Raw genomic sequence first — 20,111 nt, forward strand, 5'->3', positions numbered from 1 at the left:
TGGCAAATAGTATTAAAAAAGCATTAATTACTGCCGAACCTAAAGCCAGAATTTGTTTTACCCCGTATCTAGACGTGCCTATATAGGCTTTCCACCTTACGCGCTCATCCATTCACCACTTCTACTTATTTCATGTTTACACATTCTACTCGCCGGAAGGTGGCCCGTCGGGGCGGCTTCCTGTTGGGCGCTATGGCCCTAACTGCTACCGTAGGCACGGCGCAGGCTCAAACTGTGTATGGCTTATCCGTTGCTACCGCTCCGGCAGCAACTAGCTTGGTTTCTTTTGATGCGGCTACTCCCGGCACCCTCACTGCTACTGTGCCCATCACCGGCATTACCGCGGGACAAACGGTAGTAGGCATCGATTTCCGGCCGAACACTGGTGAGCTATTTGCCCTAGGCTACGCCGCTACTGGCACGCAGGCCCAGCTGTATACCATCAACCGCACCACCGGCGTAGCAACCACCGTGGGCTCGGCCCTGACCCTGAATTTGGGTACGGAATTAAATCGGATTGGCTTTGACTTCAACCCCACGGTTGACCGCATTCGGGTAACCTCAGGCGCCCGCACCAACTTCCGCCTTAACCCCAACAACGGCGCTCTAGCGGCCACGGATGGGCAACTGACGTACGCCACGGGTGATGCCAATGCCGCCCAAACGCCGGGTATCGGCTCTTCCGCCTACACGAACAGCTACATTGGCGCTACTGGCACTACCCTCTACAACCTCGACGAAACGAACAGCCGCCTCGTAACTCAGGTTCCGCCCAATGATGGTATCCTGAACACGGTGGGTACTGCTCCACTGGGCGTAACGCTCAACGGCGCTGGTCAGAACTCGGACTTAGATATTTACTTCAATCCGACTACCGGCACCAACACGGCCTACATGACCGTAGCCACAGCCAGCGCCACAGCCACCTCAACTACACTGTACACCGTAAACCTGACCACGGGCGCTGCTACCTCAGTGGGCACCATCGGTGCCGCTCCCCTGGTAGCTGTAACGGATATTGCCTTCCAGATCAGCCGCCCGGCTACCCTGCCGGCTGTAACGGGCCAGTTGGCCTATGCTCTGACCAGCAACAACAACCTGGTCACCTTTGATACCGCTATGCCCGGCACCATCCGGACTTCGGTGGCCATTACGGGGGTAGCAACTACCCAGACGATTGTGGGCATGGATGTGCGCCCCCTGAACAATGCCCTGTACGCCCTGGGTTATGACGCCACCGCCCAAACCGGGCAGCTCTATACCATCAATGCCGCCACGGGGGTAGCCACCGTTCTGGGTAGCGCCCTGGCCTTGCCCCTCGGCACCGGTAGCATTGCCTTTGACTTCAACCCCACCGTCGACCGGATTCGGGTGGAAGGTGTAAACCGCGCCAACTTCCGCATCAACCCGAATGATGCCTCGGCCGCGCCCACTGTGGATGGTCAGCTCACTTACGCCACCGGTGACGCAAACGCCGCTGCTACCCCGGCCATCGGTTCAGTGGCCTACACCAATAGCTACCCGGGTGGAGTTGGTACTGCTACGGCTCCCCGGACCACTACTCTTTTCGGTTACGACGAGGCCCTAAACATACTCGTACGTCAGGACCCACCGAATAACGGCACCCTGAATACCATAGGCGGTTCGGGCGTTACGGTAACTGCCGGTGCTAACGTGGACATGGACATTTTCAGCACCGCTGAGAATACCAACACGGCCTACCTAGTAGCTTCTTCGGGCACCTCCGCTAACTCCAGCCTGTACTCCCTGAACCTGACCTCGGGTGCCGCTACGGCTCCTATGCTGATTGGTAATGGTATTACGGTCCGGGACCTGGCCATTGCGGGCGCTGCCGGCGTCACGACGGGCAACCGCCAGCCCCAGGTGGCCACTGGCTTCTCGCTGTACCCAAACCCGGTTAGCGCTACTTCGCAGCTAAGCTTCCGCCTGCCCCGCGCTGGCCAGGCAGAACTGACCCTCGTTGATGCGCTGGGCCGGACGGTGGAGCGCAAAGCCGCTGGAACCCTGAATGCCGGTGCCCACACTCTGAACTGGCAGCCCGCCAGTCACCGTGCCGGCGTGTACTTCCTGCGCCTGACTGTAGACGGTCAAACGGCCGGCACCCAGCGTGTAGTTGTTCAATAAGCTGAGCCTGTTACAGAAAGAGCCGCGCTACCTGAGGTAGCGCGGCTCTTTTTTTATGCAGTATTCTGTAGAATACCGCTTTACTTAGCCGTGGGCGCTGTCGCGGGAGGCGAAGTAGGCATGGTCGCGCAGGATGGTGCGCAGAAAGGGCTCGTCGTGCAGGTCGGTTTGGATGCCGGTAACGCCTTTTACCTTGCCGGCTACTTCGTTGAGCAGCAGAAAATCGTCGCGCCGGGCAGCTTGGTGCAGGAGCTGCCGTACCAAGTTCACATCCTGGTCAGAGAGCAAAGCGGCCTGCTGGAACACCGGCTGGTACCCGAGCGGTACCTGAGTTCCGGCCGTAATGGCCTGCACATCGGGCGTGCGCGGGCGCAGGCTCACCACGGTAGTGCCGGCGGCCATATCCCCCAGGCGCTGGCCCCGGCCGTTAAGCAGGGTTGCTACCAGCGCCAGCGAACCTACGGTCAGCCCAATTTCCACCAGCCCAATTAGCCAGCGCAGCAGGTAGTCGCCGAGGCCAGGACGGGTGCCATCGAGGCGGGCTACTTTGAGGTGGCGCAGGTGCTTGCCCAGGCTCTGCCCATTGAAAAACGCCTCGCAGATGGGATGATACACCAGCAAGGGCGCCGAGACGAGCACATAAGAAATAATCCGCTGCTCATTGGAAGAGTTGGTGAGCTGCTCAATCAAAAACCCAATTACCAGCGCCCAGAGGCCCATCACCAGCAGGTCTAGCAGTTGGGCTACTACCCGGTCGCCCACGCTGGCTGCTTCGTATTCCAGGACAACGTTTTGGGTAGTGTGGATGCGGATGGTGCTCATAAAGTAAGAAAATGCCCTGCCAAGGGCCGCCTGAATCCTGTATATTTAGCCCGGCGCGCCCCGCGGGCCAGTGCTTATAGATGCCGCTGAGGCAGTATGTTAGTTATGCGCGAAACGGTATTCTTACGCCTGAACCAAGCTCGGTGGCAACAGTACGAGGCCACGCCGCCTACCGGCCCCGATGAGTTGGCCCGGCGCTACGTGGAGCTAACCGACGACTTGTCGTATGCCCGCACCTTTTATCCGGACTCGGCCACGACCAGTTACCTGAATGGCTTAACGGGCAAGCTACACCAGGCCCTCTATAAAAACAAAAAGCAGGAGACGAACCGCCTGGGCCACTTCTGGCGCCACGAGCTACCCCAGGTGCTGATCCGCCACCACCGGGTGTTGCTGGGTACGCTGGCCTTCTTCGTGCTGGCGACCTTCATAGGGGCTTTGTCGGCGGCTCGCGACGAAACATTCGTGCGCGTGGTGCTCGGCGACAACTACGTGAACCAGACCCTCGCCAACATTGACAAGGGCGACCCCATGGCTATTTACAAGGGCGAGGAGGAAACGGTGATGTTTCTGCAAATCACGCTCAACAACGTGAAGGTAGCTCTCTACGCCTTTGCTGGCGGCATTACTGCCGGCCTGCTCACACTGGTTATGCTGTTCAAGAACGGGGTGATGCTGGGTTCCTTCCAGTACTTCTTCTACCAGAAAGGGGTGCTGCTGCCCTCGGTGCTGACCATCTGGATTCACGGCACTCTGGAAATATCGGCCATTGTGTTGGCGGGCGGGGCGGGCGCCGTGATGGCCCAGAGCCTGCTGTTTCCTGGCACCTATTCCCGCCGCGACTCCCTGCGCCGCGGGGCCCGCGACGGTATGAAGCTCGTGCTGAGCCTGGTCCCAATTTTTGTGGTAGCGGGCTTTCTCGAAGGCTTCGTGACGCGCCACACCGAAATGCCGCTGTACGCCAGCCTAAGCATTATTGGCGTATCGGGGGCCTTCATTCTGGGCTACTTTGTGGTGTATCCGTGGTGGCTGCACCGCCAGCGTCCAGCCGCCTGATTTTTCATTTTTCTGCTTGCTTACCGGTACCAATTCTACCCTGTTCATGCGCCACCTCGCGTTTACCAAACCCACTGATTTTCTGCGCGAGCGGGATTTCAGCCAGAAGATTGAAGCTACCTTTGATTTCATCCGCGTGCATGCTACTCCGCTGGGGCGGGTGCTGGCTACGCTGGTACTTCCCCTGGCCCTGGTTACCGGCATCGGGGTAGGGCTGCTACAAGGGCAGATGCTGTCCACTTTCGGCGACATGACCCGCCAGGCTCGGCTGGGACTACCCCGCGACATTCTGCCGCCCATTTTCACTTCGCCTAGCCTCTGGATAACCATGCTGGGCGGCCTGCTGCTCTTTGTGATTTTGCACCTAGTGGTATACGGCTACGTGGTGCTGCGCGCCAGCAAAACCGACTCTGATGCCCCAGTGACGCCCGCCGAGGTGTGGGCCCTGGTAAAAAGCCGCTTCCTGGGCATGGTTGGGTCATTTATTGGCTTGGGCGTGCTCTTTATCGTGGGCATGATGGCAGTAGGCCTGCTCATCGGCTTATTTTCCGTTGCGCTAGCAGCCGTAGCTGGGGCCTGGGTGGGCATTGTGGCAGTGCTGGCAATTTACCTGTTCATGATTTACGCCATGGTGGCGCTGAGCTTGTACTTTGTGGTGTGGCTGCGCGAAGAACGTGGCTTTTTTGGCTCTATTCGGCGCTGCTTTCAGCTGGTTTGGGGTAAGTGGTGGTCTACCTTCGGCCTAATCATGGTTATGTTTCTGATGCTATGGCTGATTATGGTGCTGGTACTGGTGGTCCTGTCCACGGCAGGCCTGCCGTTTACCGACTTAATGAGCGGGCGCTCCACTGATCTTTCGCCCCTGGTGCGGGTACTGTTTATAGTCTATTCCGCCATCCAGACCCTGATTTCGCTGGTCTTTTACCCCCTGATTATGATTGCCATCAGCTTCCAGTACTTCAACCTGGTTGAGCGCCGGGACGGCGAGGGCACCCGGCTGCTGGTTGATTCTATTGGCCAAACCGCCCCAACGGCTGCCCCGCAGGCCCTGCGCCCCGACGACGAAGGTGAATACTAACCGGCTTTTTTCAGCCTTGGGACGAAGCTGCCCGGCGCTCCTGACTGGGCTGTTGCTGGCCGGTGCGGTAGGCTCGGCTCGCGCCAGCCAGCCGCCCAAACCCGTGCTGACTCCTCCCCCGGCCGATACGCTGGCAGCGGCGCCAGCCCGCTCCACCTTTATAAGCCTACCCGCCGACACCCGGCCGGCCGGAACCATGCGCGCGCCCCAAACCGCTCGGCTGCGGCAGTTGCGCGGGCAGCGCGAATTTCAATACGTTGAACCCGAGACGCCGGAGCCGGGCAGCGGCAGCAGCCTTTGGTCGCGGTTTTGGTGGCGGCTGATCCAGTGGTTCCTGGGCCTGTTTTCGGGGCCGGGCTACGAGCATCGGGGCCGCTACGTGGTATATGCGCTTTTTGGCGCGGCGTTCCTGTACGTAGTAGTGCGGCTTCTGCGCCTGGATTTGACGGGTTTGTTTCATCGCCCGGGCCAGACGGTGCCTCTGCCCTACGATACGGCCGGGGAGCAGATTCACGGCGTTGATTTTGAAGACGCGCTGGCAGAAGCTGAAGCCACTGGCAACTACCGGCTGGCGGTCCGGCTGGGCTATTTGCTCAGCCTGCGCCACCTCACCGAGCGGGGCCTGATCCGGTGGCAGCCCGACAAAACCAACCACGACTACCTGCGCGAGCTGCGTGGTACGCCTTGGTTTGCTGCATTTCAGGAGCTAACCCGCCAGTTTGAGTACGTGTGGTACGGGGAGACGCTGCTTACTGCCCCGGCCTACCCCGCCCTGCGCGAGGCCCGGCAGGAATTTATTCGCCACCTTACCCGCGCTGCGGCTTGAGTTAGTTGCCTGACATGACCCGTTTTCGTGCTTTTCTGCTGGGCCTGGGGCTGCTGTTTGGGGCCTTCATTGCCGTGGAGTACTTCCGCCCCCAACCCACGGACTGGTCGCCTACCTTTATCAACCGCGACAAAATTCCCTACGGCACCTACGTGCTCTACGACCAGTTGCCTACCCTTTTTCCGGGTCAGCCAATTACCGCTGTTCGCCTGCCCATTGCCAATCAGCTCCTGCCTACCCTCGGCGTGGATGCAGACCGTGACTCCGCCCTGACGGTCCACGGCCCCGTCCTGCGCCGCGAAGCGGCTACCTACCTTTTTGTCAACGACCAGTTTGTGTGCTCCCGTCTTGATCGGGATGCGCTGCTGCGGTACCTGAGCCGCGGCAACCAAGCCTTTGTTGCCGCTGAGCGCATGACCAGTCAGCTGCTGGACACCTTGCGCCTGGATATTGAGCCGGTGCTGGATTTAGATAGTCTGCTGCTGAGTCGGGCCCAGGGTAACCACGGCCTGAGCCGCGCTACAACCACGCTCACGCTCGTGAACCCGCCGCGTGGTGCGGCCCGCCGCTACCGGTTTCCGCAAAGCGAAGTGCCCGCCTATTTCCGGGCCCGCAAGGGGTCCCGCGCCACGGTACTGGCCCATGACGAGCGCCGGCGGCCGGTACTGGTGTGGGCGCCCATCGGCCGGGGAGGCCTGCTGCTGAGTACTACCCCCGCTGCCTTCAGCAATCTGTTGCTGCTGCGGCCCGCTACGGCCGGTTACGCCTTTGCGGCGCTGTCGGGGTTGCCAGCGGCACGGCCGGTTTTTTGGGATGAGTATCAGAAACAAGGACCTTTGGGCGAGCAGTCTTTGCTGCGCGTTATAAAGCAGCACGAGGCGCTACGTTGGGCCCTGTGGCTTGGGCTGCTGGGAGCCGTGCTTTTTGTGGTGTTTGAGGCCCGCCGACGTCAGCGTATTATCCCCATACTCCAGCCACTCCCAAATACTACCCTACTGTTTACGCGCACGGTGGCGGGCCTGTACCGGCAGGGCTCCAACCACGCCCTAATTGCGGAAAAGAAAATTGGGCTGTTCTTGGAATATCTGCGCACCCGCTACCACGAGCCTACCCTGGACTTGGCCGACGAAGCTACTCGGGAGCGGGTGGCACAAAAGTCGGGGCTGCCTCGCGCAACTGTGGATGCCTTAGTGCGCCGCATTAATTTGATACGAACCGCCCGGCAGGTTTCGGACGTGGAATTGCTGGAGCTAAACCGCGCCATTAACCAGTTTCGTAATGAGGCTGCGTAATTTTTGCACTATCACATAAAATTGCACTTAAATTATTTATAACTATTCTTATAACTGCTCTCTTAACACTAGCACAAGTATTTCGCTATACATATAGCTCACCTAATTGAATTATGTTCTATTCTGTTTACTGATTTTAACTTCTGTAAGATGGAAAATACTCCGGATTCTTTCGCTACACCTCCTAGTTCATTACCACCCGTTACTGCCATGAGTGCGGTACCCTCTGCTGCCGAAACCCAAGCCCCGCGCACCGACTTCAGCCAATTGAGCCGTCATGCCGAGGCTATCCGGCGGGAGCTGAGCAAGGTGATTGTGGGACAGCAGGACCTGGCGGAACTGTTGCTCACGGCCCTCCTAGCCGATGGCCACGTGCTGTTGGAGGGCGTGCCAGGGGTAGCCAAAACGCTTACTGCCAAACTGCTGGCCCACACCCTGAGCGTACCCTTCAGCCGCCTGCAGTTCACCCCCGACCTGATGCCTTCCGACGTGCTAGGCACCTCCGTATTCCGGCCTAACAAGTCGGAGTTTGAGTTTCGGCCCGGCCCCATTTTCGCCAGCATCGTCCTGATTGATGAGATTAACCGCGCCCCGGCCAAAACCCAGTCGGCGCTATTTGAGGTGATGGAGGAGCGGCAGGTAACCCAAGATGGCACCCGCTACCCCATGCCCGCGCCCTTTGTGGTGCTGGCCACCCAGAACCCGATTGAGCAAGAAGGCACCTACCGCTTGCCCGAAGCCCAGCTCGACCGGTTCCTGTTCAAGCTGAGCGTAGGCTACCCCACGGTGGAAGAAGAAGTAGCCATTTTGCAGGGCCATCACGCAGGTTTCGGCGGTACGCCCCTGGAGGCCGTGCAAGCCGTAGTATCAGCCGAGGACCTGCAGCAGCTGCGTGAGCAGGTGCGCCGCCAGCACGTGGAGCCCAAGCTGCTCGAATACATTGCCCGCCTCGTAGGCCAGACGCGCGCCCACAAGGGTCTCTACTTGGGCGCCTCGCCCCGGGCTTCCCTGGCTTTGCTCAACGGCGCCAAAGCCCTGGCTGCCCTGCGGGGCCGCGACTTCGTGACGCCCGAAGACGTACAGTACCTGGCTCCTATGGTGCTGCGCCACCGCATCCAACTCACGCCGGAGCGCGAAATGGAAGGCGGCACTCCCGACGACATTGTCAAGCAGATTCTGCAGCAAATCGAGGTTCCGAGGTAAATGCGAATAGGCAGCAAGCAGACAGCATGTTATCCTGAACTGGTCTAAGCATCTCTACCGCTGGCTAACTCAAGTAAGGCGACGAGGCGGTAGAGATGCTCCGACTAGTTCAGCAGGACAATACCTTATTTCCTTCCTTTTGAAGTCCTTATTTCTCACTCGCCGCTTTTTCCTGCTCCTGCTAGCTCTGATTACCGGGCTAGTGGTGGCGTTTTTCGTGCCTGGATGGCTAGTGCCCTTGCAGCTGGCTGCGGGGTTGCTGGCGACCTTCATCTTGTTAGACCTCGTGCTGCTTTACGGTACAACGGCGGCCGGCGGTGGGGGCGTGTTCGGGCGGCGGGTGCTGGGCGACAAGCTGGCCAATGGTTCCGACAATGACGTGGCCCTCTACATCGAGAACCGCTACCGCTTTCCGATTAGCACGCACATCATTGATGAGATTCCGCACCAATTTCAGCGCCGCGACGTGCTGTTTCGGGCCAGCATTCGGCCCGCCGAGACGAGTATCATCCGCTATCAGCTGCGGCCTACCAAGCGTGGCGAGTACGAGTTTGGCGCCTTGAACGTGTACGTGGCTTCCCCGCTGGGTTTGGCGCGGCGGCGGTTTCGGTTTGACGAAAGCCGGGTGGTGCCCGTGTATCCTTCGTTTCTGCAGATGCGCCAGTATGAACTGCTGGCCATTCATAACCGCCTCACGGAGGCCGGCGTGAAGCGCATCCGGCGGGTGGGCCACAGCATGGAGTTTGAGCAGGTGCGGCCCTACGTGCCCGGCGACGACCCGCGGGCCATTAACTGGAAAGCCACCGCCCGCCGTGCCACTACCCCGCACGCGGCCGATGCCCTCGTCGTCAACCACTACCAGGACGAACGGGCCCAGCAGGTGTACTGCCTCATTGACAAGGGCCGGGTGATGCGCATGCCCTTCGAGGGGCTGAGTTTGCTCGACTACGCCATCAACGCCACCTTGGTCGTCAGCAACATTGCCCTACTCAAGCACGACAAGGCCGGGCTGCTGACGTTCTCCAACCAGCCCGGCACCCTGGTACCGGCCGAGCGCCGTAGCGGCCACTTGCGCAAGCTACTGGAAGTGCTCTACCGCCAGAAAACCAAGTACCTCGAAACCGACTACGAGCGGCTCTATGTGTCGGTCCGGACCCAGATTAAGCAGCGCAGCCTGCTGATTCTGTTTACCAATTTCGAGACGCTCTACGGCATGCAGCGCCAGTTGCCTTACCTGCGCCGCCTCGCCAAAGAGCACCTGCTGCTGGTGGTGTTCTTCGAAAATACTGAGTTGCGCGCCTACCTCGACGGCCCCACCAGCACTACCCAGGACGTTTACAACCAGACGGTAGCTGAGAAATTTGCCCAGGAAAAACGCCAGATTGTGCGGGAGCTGAACCGCTACGGTATCCACGCCCTGCTCACCGCCCCCCAGAATTTGACGGTAAACACCATCAACAAGTACCTAGAATTCAAGGCCCGCGGACTGATTTAGCGGCTATTCTGGTCATGAAAGAGGCCGTCATCCTGCGTGGCGCGAAGTGCATTCTCACGTCAGCCCAACTTATTGACGCGTAGGAAGGTCCTTTGCTTTATGCTGGATGACGGCCTTTTCAGATAGTACCTCGTTCTGTTCACTGCTACTTCTGGCCCGGGGCTTGCTACCTTCGGGCTCTACCCTCCTGCCCTTTGCTTTCCCGATGATGCGTCCTTTCCTGCTCTACCTCCTGCTACTTCTGACTTACCCGCTTGCCGCCCAAACGCCCGATACCCGCACGTTGCTGCCGGTGCCAACCCAGGCGACCTGGGGCGCGAGCCGCTTTACCATCAAGCCAGATTTGTCGTGGCAGGTGTTTACGCCCGCCCAAACGCCAGCGGCCCAGGCCGCCGACTCTGCCGTAGCCGAAGCCGTGGAACAACTAGTACTGCCGGTGCTACTGCCCGGCCGTAGTGGGCTGGCCGCGTCGCGCCGTCAGACTTCGCCCTTGCCTACAGCCAGCTTAGTACTGCAGTATGGTCGTCCCGCTGATTTGCTGAAACTGGGCGAGGATGAGTCGTATACCCTGCGCGTGACGCCCATGGGCGTGGCCCTGAATGCGCCTACCCACCTGGGTATTTTGCGCGGACTGGCAACGCTGCGGCAGCTAGCAACTACCGAAAAGAAGGCGGTGTGGCTGCCGGAGGTAGATGTGCTGGATGCCCCGCGCTTTCCGTGGCGGGGGCTGCTGATGGACCCGGCCCGCCACTTTATGCCCGTTTCCGTGATAAAGCGTAACCTCAACGGCATGTGGGCTACCAAGTTTAACGTCATGCACTGGCACCTCTCCGACGACCAGGGCTTCCGGGTGGAAAGCAAATTGCTGCCGCGCCTGCACACGGTGGGCGGCGAAGGACAGTTTTACACGCAAAGCCAGGTGCGCGACATCATCCGCTACGCGGCCCGGCGCGGCATTCGAGTAATTCCGGAGTTCGACATGCCCGGTCACGCCACGGCCTGGCTGGCGGCCTACCCCCGCCTGGCCTCCAACGATTCCATCTATGGCGTAGCGCGCAAATGGGGCGTGCTCAACATTGCCATGGACCCCACCAAGGAAACTACCTATACCCTCATCGATTCCTTGCTAAGCGAAATGACTCGGCTGTTTCCGGCCCCCTACTTTCACATTGGGGGCGATGAAAACGATGGGCGGCAGTGGAAGCGAAATCCGCGCATCGTGGCCTTCATGAAGCAGCAAGGCATGGTGGACGCCAAAGGCCAGCCCGACAAGCACGCCCTGCAAACCTACTACAACCGCCGGGTGCTGCAGATGCTGACCCGCTACCAGAAAACCATGGTGGGCTGGGACGAAATTCTGGGTCCGGGCCTGGCTCCGGAAGCGGTAATACAGAGCTGGCGCGGCAAAAAAGGCCTGTATGAGGCGGCGAAAAGCGGCCATCCTACCCTGCTTTCCAACGGTTACTACATCGACCTATTTCTGACGGCAGCCTCGCACTACGCCCCCGACCCGCTTCCCCAGGATGCTCCCCTAACGCCCGAACAGCAAAAGCTAGTACTGGGCGGCGAGGCCACCATGTGGAGCGAGTTTGCCGACTCCATCATCGTAGATTCGCGCATCTGGCCCCGGGCCGCGGCCGTAGCCGAGCGACTCTGGAGCGCCGCTACCGTCCGCGACGTGCCGGATATGTACCGCCGCCTCGGGCTGGTAAGCCAGCAGTTGGAAAGCCTAGGCCTGCAGCACCGCCGGGCCCCGGAGCAGCTCCTGACCCAGGCCGGTGGCCGGCAGACGGCCGTGGCGCCCCTGCGCACCCTGGCCCACGTGCTGGAGCCGGTAAAGGAGTACAAGCGCCACTTTCAGGGCTTCAAATACACGACTCAAACCCCACTGAACCGCCTGGTGGACGCCGCCCCGGCTGAATCAGAAGAGGCCCGGCAGTTTGGCGTGGCCGTGGATGGCCTGCTGGCCTACGGACGCACTGCCGCCGGTAGCTCCGACCGGTTCCGGGGTCAACCCGGCAAGGCCCTAGTCGCCTACCTCAGCAACGAGCTGGAGTACTGGCAGGCCAACGATGCGCTACTGCAGCCCCTGCTGAAGCAAAACCCCAGCCTGCAGGAGTACGCGCCGCATTCTGTCCGCCTGAAAACCATTGCCACCTTGGGCCTGGAACGCCTCAAGATGCTGGAAAAGGGCCAAGCCCCTACCCCCGCCTGGCAAGCCAATGCCCTCAAGCAACTCGATGCCGCCAAAGCCCCCGCCGGCCAAACGGAGCTGGCCGTAGTTCCCGCCATCCGGCGGCTGGTGGAGGCGAAGTAGTGAGATGGTGAACTGGTGAGTTGGCTGTTCAATAAGCGCTACCTGCGCGGGTTGAACAGCCAACTCACCAGTTCACCATCTCACTAGTTGACCTTTAAAACAGCACCGATACCTGCATGCGGCCGGTGTGCACGGCGTTCAGGCCGTTGGCTTTGCGGCCGTCGTAGGCTAGGGTTACGTTGAGGCCGTTGCTGAGGCGCTGCTCCAGGTTCAGGTTCCAGGTAAAGTTGCTGCCGGGGCGCAGGGCGTTCAGAATTTCCAGCCCGACCAGGGAAGCCTGGTCACCTTCGAAGGCTACGCGCACGTAGCGGGTAGTAGCCGACAGGGTGCGCTTGCCCACCTGGCTGACGCGGGTTTCTACTCCCAACTCATCAAACGTACCGGCTGCGTCTTCGTCGGGGCCGTTGGTGTTTTGCTTGGTGGTGCGCAGGTAGGTGCCCGTCAGGCGCAGCACGTTGGTGGGCTGGTAGCTGATTTCGGGCGCCAGCTCGTACTGCAGCACCCGGAAGTTACGGGCTTCCAGGTAGTTCGATAGGTTTTCGCGGATGCTGCGTGCAGCCGTAAAGCGCCCCGTGAACGACTGTGCTAAGGTCCGGCGGAGCAGCAGGCTTTGGTTGGCGAGGTTGCGCGTATCGGAGCCCTGGGTCAGCAGCACCTTCTGCTGGGTTTGCTGCACCGTCAGCTCGGCCCCAAAAATAGGATTGGACCGGTTGAAATAAAGCGTGTTACGCAGCAGCTTGTTCAAACTCAGTAGCAGGGAATCGGCGGTTTGGAAGGCAAACGGGTTCAGGCGCGACGACAGGGTATTTTCGGTGGTGCGGCGGTCCAGGGTGATGGTACTCAGGGCCGAAAACCGCCCCACGAAGCCGCGCAAACCCGGCAGCTCCCGCCACCCGCGCGGGGCAGTAGTGGTGAGGCGGTAGCTAAAGCGGTTGGTGAAGGCCGGAATATAGTCGTCGGTAGGTAGAAACACCTTGATATGGGTGCGGTACTGGGCGTCGGGGGTCTGGGCCTCAAAGAATTCGTCCTTGTCCTGGCGGTTGTTGGTTGGGCGGTTACTGGTCGCCACGTCGCCGCCGTAGTAGTGCGTGCCCTGGCCGTTGGGCACGGCCAGAAACGTGTAGTCGCGCTTCAGCTCCCGGCCCGTGGCCACGGCGTAGCTCAGTTCGGAACGAAGCAGTTGCTGAAAAAAGCTAGCGTTCCAGTCGAGCTTGCCCAGCACGGTGCGCTGCCGAGCCGAGTCGCGGGCCGCCAGGTCGCGGTAGGTAGCCAGTATAGCCAGGTCCTGGGTGGCACTCAGGCGCGAGACGAGTGTGCCCTGCCAGGTTTGGGCCCGGCCCCGCTCCTGCAGCCGGGTTTGCTCGGGGTTTGGGGTCTGGTCGCGGCGGTAGCTGTAGTCGAGGCGGAAGCGGGTACGGGCCGAGTCGCGGCTTTGCAGGAACAGAGCGTGCTCGTCGAAGTAATTGGCCGAAGTCAGCGAGTCACCACTAGACTTGGCAACGCGGTTTTTATCGAAGCGGTAGGCGTAGCCGGGCACCACGGGGCCGCCCACGTAGCGGGCCGTGCCTTCACCCCGCGCCCAGCGCGAAGTGCGGCTGCCGGCCTCGGAGTTGAGCAGAAACAAGTTGCCGCGCACCTGCACCGGGCCCACCTGCCGGGCCACATCTACCCAGTGCTGCACTCCGCTAACTTCCCCGGCCCGGTAGCGTCGGCTCAGGCGGTAGCCTAGGGCATTGTTAGCGTCTTTTACTACCCCCACCGAGGCGTTGAGAATATTGTCCTCGCGGGGCTGCTGATTGTTGGTAACGAGGGTGTTAGAAGTGCTCCAGTTACGGTCAAACTCAATGTCGCGGTACCGGTCGATGGGGGCAAAACGACGGCTGGTGTACTCGTAGTCAAGGGCACTGCGCAGCTTGTAGCCCTGCAAGCCGGGTAGGCGCACGGGCCGGTCCTGCACCACGTAGCCCACCCGCATAGCTCGCCCCTTCGCCGACTCCGGCGAAAAGCGGTTTAAATCCAGGTCGGAAGCGGCCAAATCCACGAACACCGTGGCCGTGGAATCAAGCTGGTAGCTGGTGCCCACCGTCATCAGCTGCTTTTGCAAGGGCGTGGGCAGTACCCGAATGGGCTCGTAGGAGCCGCGCCCCTGGCCCACGAACTGGTACACGCGGCCATTGGCGCGGGCCTCTTCGGCGCTAGTACCCAGGTTGTAGCTGCCCTGGCCCGCCCCCACGTTGGTGAAACGCACGTTGTACACGGCCCGGGTAGTATCCTGGGGCGGATACACGAACACCGTCACTGGCTGCTGGGTAGTGGGGTCGAGCTGGGTTTCCTGGCGGTATTGCACCTGCTGCCGGTCGTAAGCTACGGTATCCACACCCGGCACCACGGCCTGACTGACATTGTCGCCAATGGAGCGCAGCAGCTGCTTTTCCGACTCTTTGAGGCTGAGGTTGGGCGAGTTATCGGGGTTATCTGACTCGCGGTAGAAGTTGGCGTGCACCTGCAGGCGGCCCAGCTGCTGGTAGTGGCTGGCCTGGAGCAGGGAGCGGGAGTAGTTGAAATCGGAGTACTCGAAATCGACCTTGATGCGGGAATTGCGGGTTATCAGGTGGCGAGGCGAAAACGTCAGCTCGGCCTGGTTGTAATCGATGACGTAGTCGAAATCAAAGCCGCGCACCAGGAGCCGGCCATCCAGGTATACCCGCTCGGAGTTGGCCAGAATAATAATGAACTGCTCCCCGTTCGGCCCGCGCAGGCGGTAGGGGCCCTGCACGTTTTCCAGGGGGGCAATATCAATGCTGGCAAACTTGCCCTTGGCTACCCCCGCCGCCACGGAGGTAGTGGCAAATGCCTCGCCGGGCCTGAAGCCAAGCAAACCGTTGCGCCGGGGGGCACTGGTGGCGCTGGTTACCGTTTGGCTGACTCCGTTTGGCCCTACCCCGTTGGGCGTAATGCCGTTAGGACTGGCCGGGCTGGTTGGCTGGCCGTTCTGGGTGGCGCCTGAGCCGGCAGGCGGGGGTACGGTGGGCGGCACCGTCACGAAGGTGCCGGTACTGGTACCACTGGCGTTGGGGTACTGAAACAGCTGCGGATTGCTCACGCCCGGCCCGCTTCCGCCACCAAACCCACCGGTGGGCAGCCGCCCAAAGTTGGTTTCCAGGGCCGCTCCCTGAATGTTTTTATAAAAGCGCAGGAAGTAATCGGGCTTGTTGCGCAGCACCACGTCGCCGGCCGTCAGGTTCCAGCGCGGGTGGGTAAGCGTGATGTAAATCCGGTCGAATTCCTGGAGCTGCTGGGTGTTGCCTTCGGGCTGGAAAGGCACGTTCTGGTCGGAAATAGCCGCCGTGAGCGTAATCTGGTCGGTGAGGCGACCTTCTAGCTGCAGGTTAAGTGAGGAGTTAACGAAAACGTTCTGGGCATTGCCAAACGAGACGCCCCGGGACAGGTTACCCGTTTTGTTAATGCCGGGCGTGCTCAGAATCTGCTCCTTCACCGCAAAGTCCTCTAGGCCCATTACTGAGGGGCGCCGCCAGAAATCCACGCTGTCCATGAGGCGAGCGGGGCGCAGGGACCGGGGCGCAGCCAGTTGCACGGGGAGTACCCGGTAGCACACCAGCACCGAGTCGGGGCCACCGGGCAGCACCATATCGGGCTGGCCCGGCTCGGGAGAAGGAAACCGCGTACTAGGCCGCACAAATCGGTAACGGTCCGTGCGGGCGTCATACGCCAGGCCGCGGCCGTCCACGCTCACCGAGGTCGGCACTATTGTCAGCGAGTCGCGCAAGCCGAACTCCGTGGTATCCCGGTTAAGGGCCAGGCGTACCCAGGTGCAGCGGCGGGTAGTAGGCGGGGCGGCGGGGCGCTGCTGGGCCTGGGCCGCCGCACTACCCCACCACCACAGGCCCATCAGCAGCCCACACAAGCGCAGAAAAGAGGGCGTAGAGCTGCTGATCATTCAGTAAAAATACGAGGCCAAGACGTCGGGGCCACCATAACGCCGGAAGGCCCTGAATTCGTGCCAATTCCTACCTCAACAGTTGCTTACTATTCAGGACTTTTGGGTGTGCGTAGGTGCGGGCTCCTACCCGGCCAGCGGCAGCTCGATGCAGAACAGTGTTCCAGCGCCCTCCTTGGTTTCAAACCAGATGGTGCCCCCGGCACTCTCGATGCCACGCCGGGCCACGGCCAACCCAATACCGGAGCCTTTCTCCTTGGTAGTGAAGTTGGGCACAAACACTTTGTCCTGCACGTCGGCCGGAATGCCGGTGCCATTGTCTTGGATGCAGATGCGGATGCGGTTGTTCGGCTGGGCTTGTAGCTGCGCTTCCACTTCCGGCCGCCGGTCGGGCGGAATGGCTTGCAGGGCATTAATCAGAAGATTATTGAAGGTACGCACCAGCAGACTTTCATCGGCGTACACCACGTAACGACCCGTATCGGCGTCCTCGGGCAAGGTGAGTCGAATGCCCGTTCCGGCCGCGCCCCCCTGGTGCAAACCCACGCACCGTCGCAGAATGGGCGCCACGTCCAGGCGCTCGGGGCGCATGGCGGGCAGGTTAGTGAAGTTGCTGAAGGAGGTAGCAATGTCGGTCAGCACGTCAATCTGGGTGATAAGCGTTTGCGACACCTTGTTCATCAGCTCATCCAGGTTGGGACGTTGATCCTGGATGGCGCGCTGCAGAAACTGCAGGCTCAGCTTCATGGGCGTAAGCGGGTTCTTGATTTCGTGGGCCACCTGCCGGGCCATTTCGCGCCAGGCGGCTTCCTTTTCCTGGGTGGCCAGCTCCTGCTTGCTTTCCTCCAGCTTCAGCAGCATCTGGTTGTACTCGCGCACCAGCAAGCCAATTTCGTCCTCCGATTCATAGGCCAGCATCTCGTTTTGGCCCGTAAGCGTGGTCTGACGCAGCTTTTCGGTGATCAGCTTAAGCGGCTCCGTCAGAATCCGGGACGCCAGGAAGGCCAGCACCAGAAACAGGATAAACATCACGGTGAAGATGTTCAGAATGGTAGATACCAGCTCCGTGAGCTTGTTATCAAGGTCCTTTTCGGAGTCGAAGAAGGGAATTCCAACGTAGCCCAGCACCGCGCCCGGCCGCCCCGACTGCACGGCTCCGGCCCGGAGCGGCAAGTACAGTGCATTAAAGGAAAGCGTGCCGGCTTGCTCCGTGAGCAGAATGCGTGGTTGTCCATCCTCGGTGAGGGCCGCCACCGCCTGGGGGTTCATGAGGGTACTGAGCAGGCTGGCCTCGAAAATGAGGGGCTGGCTGCTCACTAGCAGCTCGCCGCGGGCATCGTAGAGGTTTAGGTCGGTTTCGGTGAGGGCGGCTACGTTTTCGGCCAGGTCTACTAGGTCGGCCCGGTTGCCGGACTCCGTGAGTAGGTTGCGGTTTTTGAGCAGATTTTCCTGCACAGCCTGCCCCCGGCGCTGGTAGCTCCGCAGCAAATCGTGCTTGTAGGAGTTGGTAACTTGGCTGGCAATAGCCACGCTCACCACAACCAGGGGCACTAGAATGCCGAAGTTCAGGAAGAGTTGAATCTTGGTGCTGAAGTTGGTGCGCAGCAGTTCCCGGTACTGGCCCCGCGCCAGCAGAAACGCCCCCATGAGCAAGAGCCAGCAGAAACTGTGCAGTAGAAATAGCGCGGAAAAATTCGCCAGCCAGTCGGAGAAAGAATACGTGGCCGTGGTAACAACCACCATCCGGTCGGAGCGGTCCGTGGCCCGAATGCCCAGGTGATGGAAGCCGCCGAGCGCCACTCCAGTCGTATAAAGCCGCGGGTCACGGAATAGGCTGGTGGGCAAGCGGTTAATGTAATCAAAGTCACCTTCGCTGTAAACCAGTTGGCCCTTCTGGTAGCCCCCGTAGCTGAGCTCCGTGCCCAGGCGGGGCTGAAAGAAATTTTGATCTACCAGTAGCTCCGGCACCACGCTGTTGGCCGTCAGCTTCTTCAGGGTCAGCTCCAGCACTATCGTGCTGTTGCCGGCATCTAGCTCCGGGTTGGGGGTAGGCACTGGCACAAAGGCCACGTACCGGCGGGAGCTAAACGAATTGTTCCCATCCCGGATGAGGTAGATATTGGGGTGGTCGGTGCGGGTGGCACCTTGCAGCAGGAACTCACGCGTTTGCTCTAAACTGCCGCCCACGGCCACACCCCGCCCCGCCGGATTAAAGAGAATCACGCGCACCTCATACTTATTGAAGTAGTCGCGTAGGTAGTACTTGACAATTTTCTGGCGGATCAGGTCCAGGTTAATGAACGGACTAGCCAGCATAGTGCGCAACACCGGGTCTTGGGCCATTTCCTGGCCCCGTTCAACCAGCAGGTATTCACCCTGCAAATCATTGTCAGTAAGCAGATTACTTGCTAGGTTTTGCTTGTTGAGCTGCAGCTGACGGTTAAAGTGCTCGTATAGAGCCAAGCCACCCACCGCCGAGCTGACGCCTACCATCAGGAAGATGAACAGATACACCTGATAAGGCAGCACCGCGCCCGCTGACTTCAACCCCGTAAGGCGCAACACGAAGAAAAACAGCAGGGTGATGCCCAAAATAGTGCAGTGCACCAGCCCCAACCCCAGCCCCGTGGACAGGAAAATTACTGCCGTCACAAATAGCAACAGCAACCCAATAGTGCGGGTAGAGGGCCGAACTATGCCGGTAAACAGCTGCGAGAGTAAGTAAAACCCCACTAAATAGCTGCCAGTATGCAGCACAATGGCTAGCAGCAGCAGGGACTTAAAGACGCTTACCTGAATATCCTGGGTGATGTCCAGGATGAGTTGAGAGTTAGTGAAGCTGCTAGTGTAAAAGTCGAACAGCAGCTCCAGCAGGCCATAAAACCCGAGCACGGTAAGCGCACCCACTCCCACGCGCTGGGGCCAGCGGCGAATTCGTTGAGTGATGCGCAGCACGCCGTAGCGCCGGAAGAGCAGCAGCACGTAGTACGAAGACACCACGAACAATGCGGCATTCAGGAGCAAATCGCCTAGGGAAGGCGAAATCCAGGAAGCCGCGTACACGCGTGGGTCAAACAGGCGGACTTCCAAGAAGGAAAACGGCAGCCCCAATGAGAGCATTACCGCGCGCAACAACACCAGCGGAACCACCACGGCCAGTGCTCCGGCCCACACCTTCCCTTGTGCAAACTGCTGCCGGGCCACGTAGCTCCAGCCGGCCACGTAAAAGCCGAACCCAAGTAGCAGCAGCAGCAGCGGCACGTACTTGCCCGTAATGGGGTCGGCCTGCAGGCTTTCTATTGAGAAGAGATAATTGCCTTCATTGGAAACTAGCCGCGGACGGTTAGAGGTAGTCTTTTCCACTACCAGCCGCACATTCTGCCCCTGGAAGAGTCCTTGGCCGTTGCCCTCCCGCAAGTAACGGTTGCTAATGCCGTAGCTGATTTCCAGCGGAATATAAGTCAGGATGACGTATTCGCCTTCCGTGTGCCGCAGCACCAGAAACTTACCAAATCGGGTTTCCAGCAGGCGCTCGTGGTAGCGCTGCAAGGCCTGTTCTGGGTCGGGCCGCACGCTATGGTCAGACCAGTAGACAATCTGCTCGCCCCGGAAAATGAAGGTGGGGTAGGTCGTGTGGCTAGTCAGGCTTTGAAAGCTGACTTGGCGCGTTGCCAGCCGCTGCAGTACATCCGTCGATTCCCGCTCCCCCGTAAGCTCGGCCTCCATCAACAGCTCCTGCAGCCGGGTAGCCGAAGCTTGCAGTACTACCTCCGGATTCTGGCTATAGCGGTTGCTCAGGTAAGCAGCCCCGAAACAAAGCAGGGCCAGTGATAGCAGCCAGACCGGAGGGAAGCGGAAAAATTTCAACGGGAGGGGAAATGATGGAATCGGGACAGTAGCAACCTTGATACCAAACAAA

11 protein-coding genes are annotated in these 20,111 nt (G+C 60.2%); 8 read left to right on the forward strand and 3 right to left on the reverse strand.

Going from position 1 to position 20,111, the window contains the following annotated elements; genetic code table 11:
* Positions 1-132 precede the first annotated feature (132 nt).
* Positions 133-2,145, forward strand: a complete 2,013-nt coding sequence (locus MWH26_RS12845; protein ID WP_247974603.1) for a DUF4394 domain-containing protein — start codon at positions 133-135, stop codon at positions 2,143-2,145.
* 84 nt (positions 2,146-2,229) lie between these two features.
* Here the strand turns inward: MWH26_RS12845 and MWH26_RS12850 are convergent, their stop codons facing one another.
* Positions 2,230-2,967 carry an RDD family protein gene (locus MWH26_RS12850; RefSeq protein ID WP_247974604.1) on the reverse strand — a complete coding sequence of 246 codons (738 nt, stop codon included), beginning with the start codon at positions 2,965-2,967 and terminating at the stop codon, positions 2,230-2,232.
* A gap of 105 nt (positions 2,968-3,072) precedes the next feature.
* Between MWH26_RS12850 and MWH26_RS12855 the strand changes: the two genes are divergently transcribed.
* From MWH26_RS12855 to MWH26_RS12885, 7 genes are all read left to right on the forward strand, one after another.
* Entirely contained in the window at positions 3,073-4,023 is a 951-nt protein-coding gene (locus MWH26_RS12855) for a stage II sporulation protein M (protein ID WP_247974605.1), read from the forward strand.
* A 46-nt stretch (positions 4,024-4,069) separates the two neighbouring features.
* On the forward strand, positions 4,070-5,101 hold the full coding sequence (locus MWH26_RS12860) for a hypothetical protein (RefSeq protein WP_247974606.1): 1,032 nt from the start codon (positions 4,070-4,072) through the stop codon (positions 5,099-5,101).
* Between the two features lie 16 nt (positions 5,102-5,117).
* Positions 5,118-5,927, forward strand: coding sequence for a DUF4129 domain-containing protein (locus MWH26_RS12865; protein WP_247974607.1), 810 nt, complete (start codon positions 5,118-5,120; stop codon positions 5,925-5,927).
* Positions 5,928-5,941: 14 nt separating this feature from the next.
* Positions 5,942-7,219 (forward strand): DUF4350 domain-containing protein, encoded by a 1,278-nt coding sequence (locus tag MWH26_RS12870; RefSeq protein ID WP_247974608.1) that lies wholly within the window; start codon positions 5,942-5,944, stop codon positions 7,217-7,219.
* A gap of 210 nt (positions 7,220-7,429) precedes the next feature.
* Positions 7,430-8,422: an AAA family ATPase gene (locus MWH26_RS12875; protein ID WP_262921953.1), complete on the forward strand. Its 993-nt coding sequence runs from the start codon at positions 7,430-7,432 to the stop codon at positions 8,420-8,422.
* 139 nt (positions 8,423-8,561) lie between these two features.
* Complete coding sequence (locus tag MWH26_RS12880) at positions 8,562-9,917, forward strand: DUF58 domain-containing protein (RefSeq protein WP_247974609.1); 1,356 nt, start codon at positions 8,562-8,564, stop codon at positions 9,915-9,917.
* 205 nt (positions 9,918-10,122) lie between these two features.
* Positions 10,123-12,234, forward strand: coding sequence for a beta-N-acetylhexosaminidase (locus MWH26_RS12885; RefSeq protein WP_247974610.1), 2,112 nt, complete (start codon positions 10,123-10,125; stop codon positions 12,232-12,234).
* 94 nt (positions 12,235-12,328) lie between these two features.
* Here MWH26_RS12885 and MWH26_RS12890 read toward each other — a convergent pair whose 3' ends face one another.
* Together MWH26_RS12890 and MWH26_RS12895 are read right to left on the reverse strand one after the other, a co-directional pair.
* Positions 12,329-16,192 (reverse strand): DUF8818 domain-containing protein, encoded by a 3,864-nt coding sequence (locus tag MWH26_RS12890; RefSeq protein ID WP_247974611.1) that lies wholly within the window; start codon positions 16,190-16,192, stop codon positions 12,329-12,331.
* A gap of 126 nt (positions 16,193-16,318) precedes the next feature.
* Positions 16,319-20,059: a sensor histidine kinase gene (locus MWH26_RS12895; RefSeq protein ID WP_247974612.1), complete on the reverse strand. Its 3,741-nt coding sequence runs from the start codon at positions 20,057-20,059 to the stop codon at positions 16,319-16,321.
* Positions 20,060-20,111: the final 52 nt, after the last annotated feature.

The organism is Hymenobacter sublimis (assembly GCF_023101345.1).
Lineage (GTDB): Bacteria > Bacteroidota > Bacteroidia > Cytophagales > Hymenobacteraceae > Hymenobacter > Hymenobacter sublimis.

What these genes read in the sequence shown, in the direction of transcription:
- MWH26_RS12870 (WP_247974608.1), top strand. Translation starts at nt 5,942, where the DNA reads ATGACCCGTTTTCGTGCTTTTCTGCTGGGCCTGGGGCTGCTGTTTGGG.
- MWH26_RS12860 (WP_247974606.1), top strand. Translation starts at nt 4,070, where the DNA reads ATGCGCCACCTCGCGTTTACCAAACCCACTGATTTTCTGCGCGAGCGG.
- MWH26_RS12885 (WP_247974610.1), top strand. Translation starts at nt 10,123, where the DNA reads ATGATGCGTCCTTTCCTGCTCTACCTCCTGCTACTTCTGACTTACCCG.
- MWH26_RS12845 (WP_247974603.1), top strand. Translation starts at nt 133, where the DNA reads ATGTTTACACATTCTACTCGCCGGAAGGTGGCCCGTCGGGGCGGCTTC.
- MWH26_RS12855 (WP_247974605.1), top strand. Translation starts at nt 3,073, where the DNA reads ATGCGCGAAACGGTATTCTTACGCCTGAACCAAGCTCGGTGGCAACAG.
- MWH26_RS12890 (WP_247974611.1), bottom strand. Translation starts at nt 16,192, where the DNA reads ATGATCAGCAGCTCTACGCCCTCTTTTCTGCGCTTGTGTGGGCTGCTG.
- MWH26_RS12875 (WP_262921953.1), top strand. Translation starts at nt 7,430, where the DNA reads ATGAGTGCGGTACCCTCTGCTGCCGAAACCCAAGCCCCGCGCACCGAC.
- MWH26_RS12850 (WP_247974604.1), bottom strand. Translation starts at nt 2,967, where the DNA reads ATGAGCACCATCCGCATCCACACTACCCAAAACGTTGTCCTGGAATAC.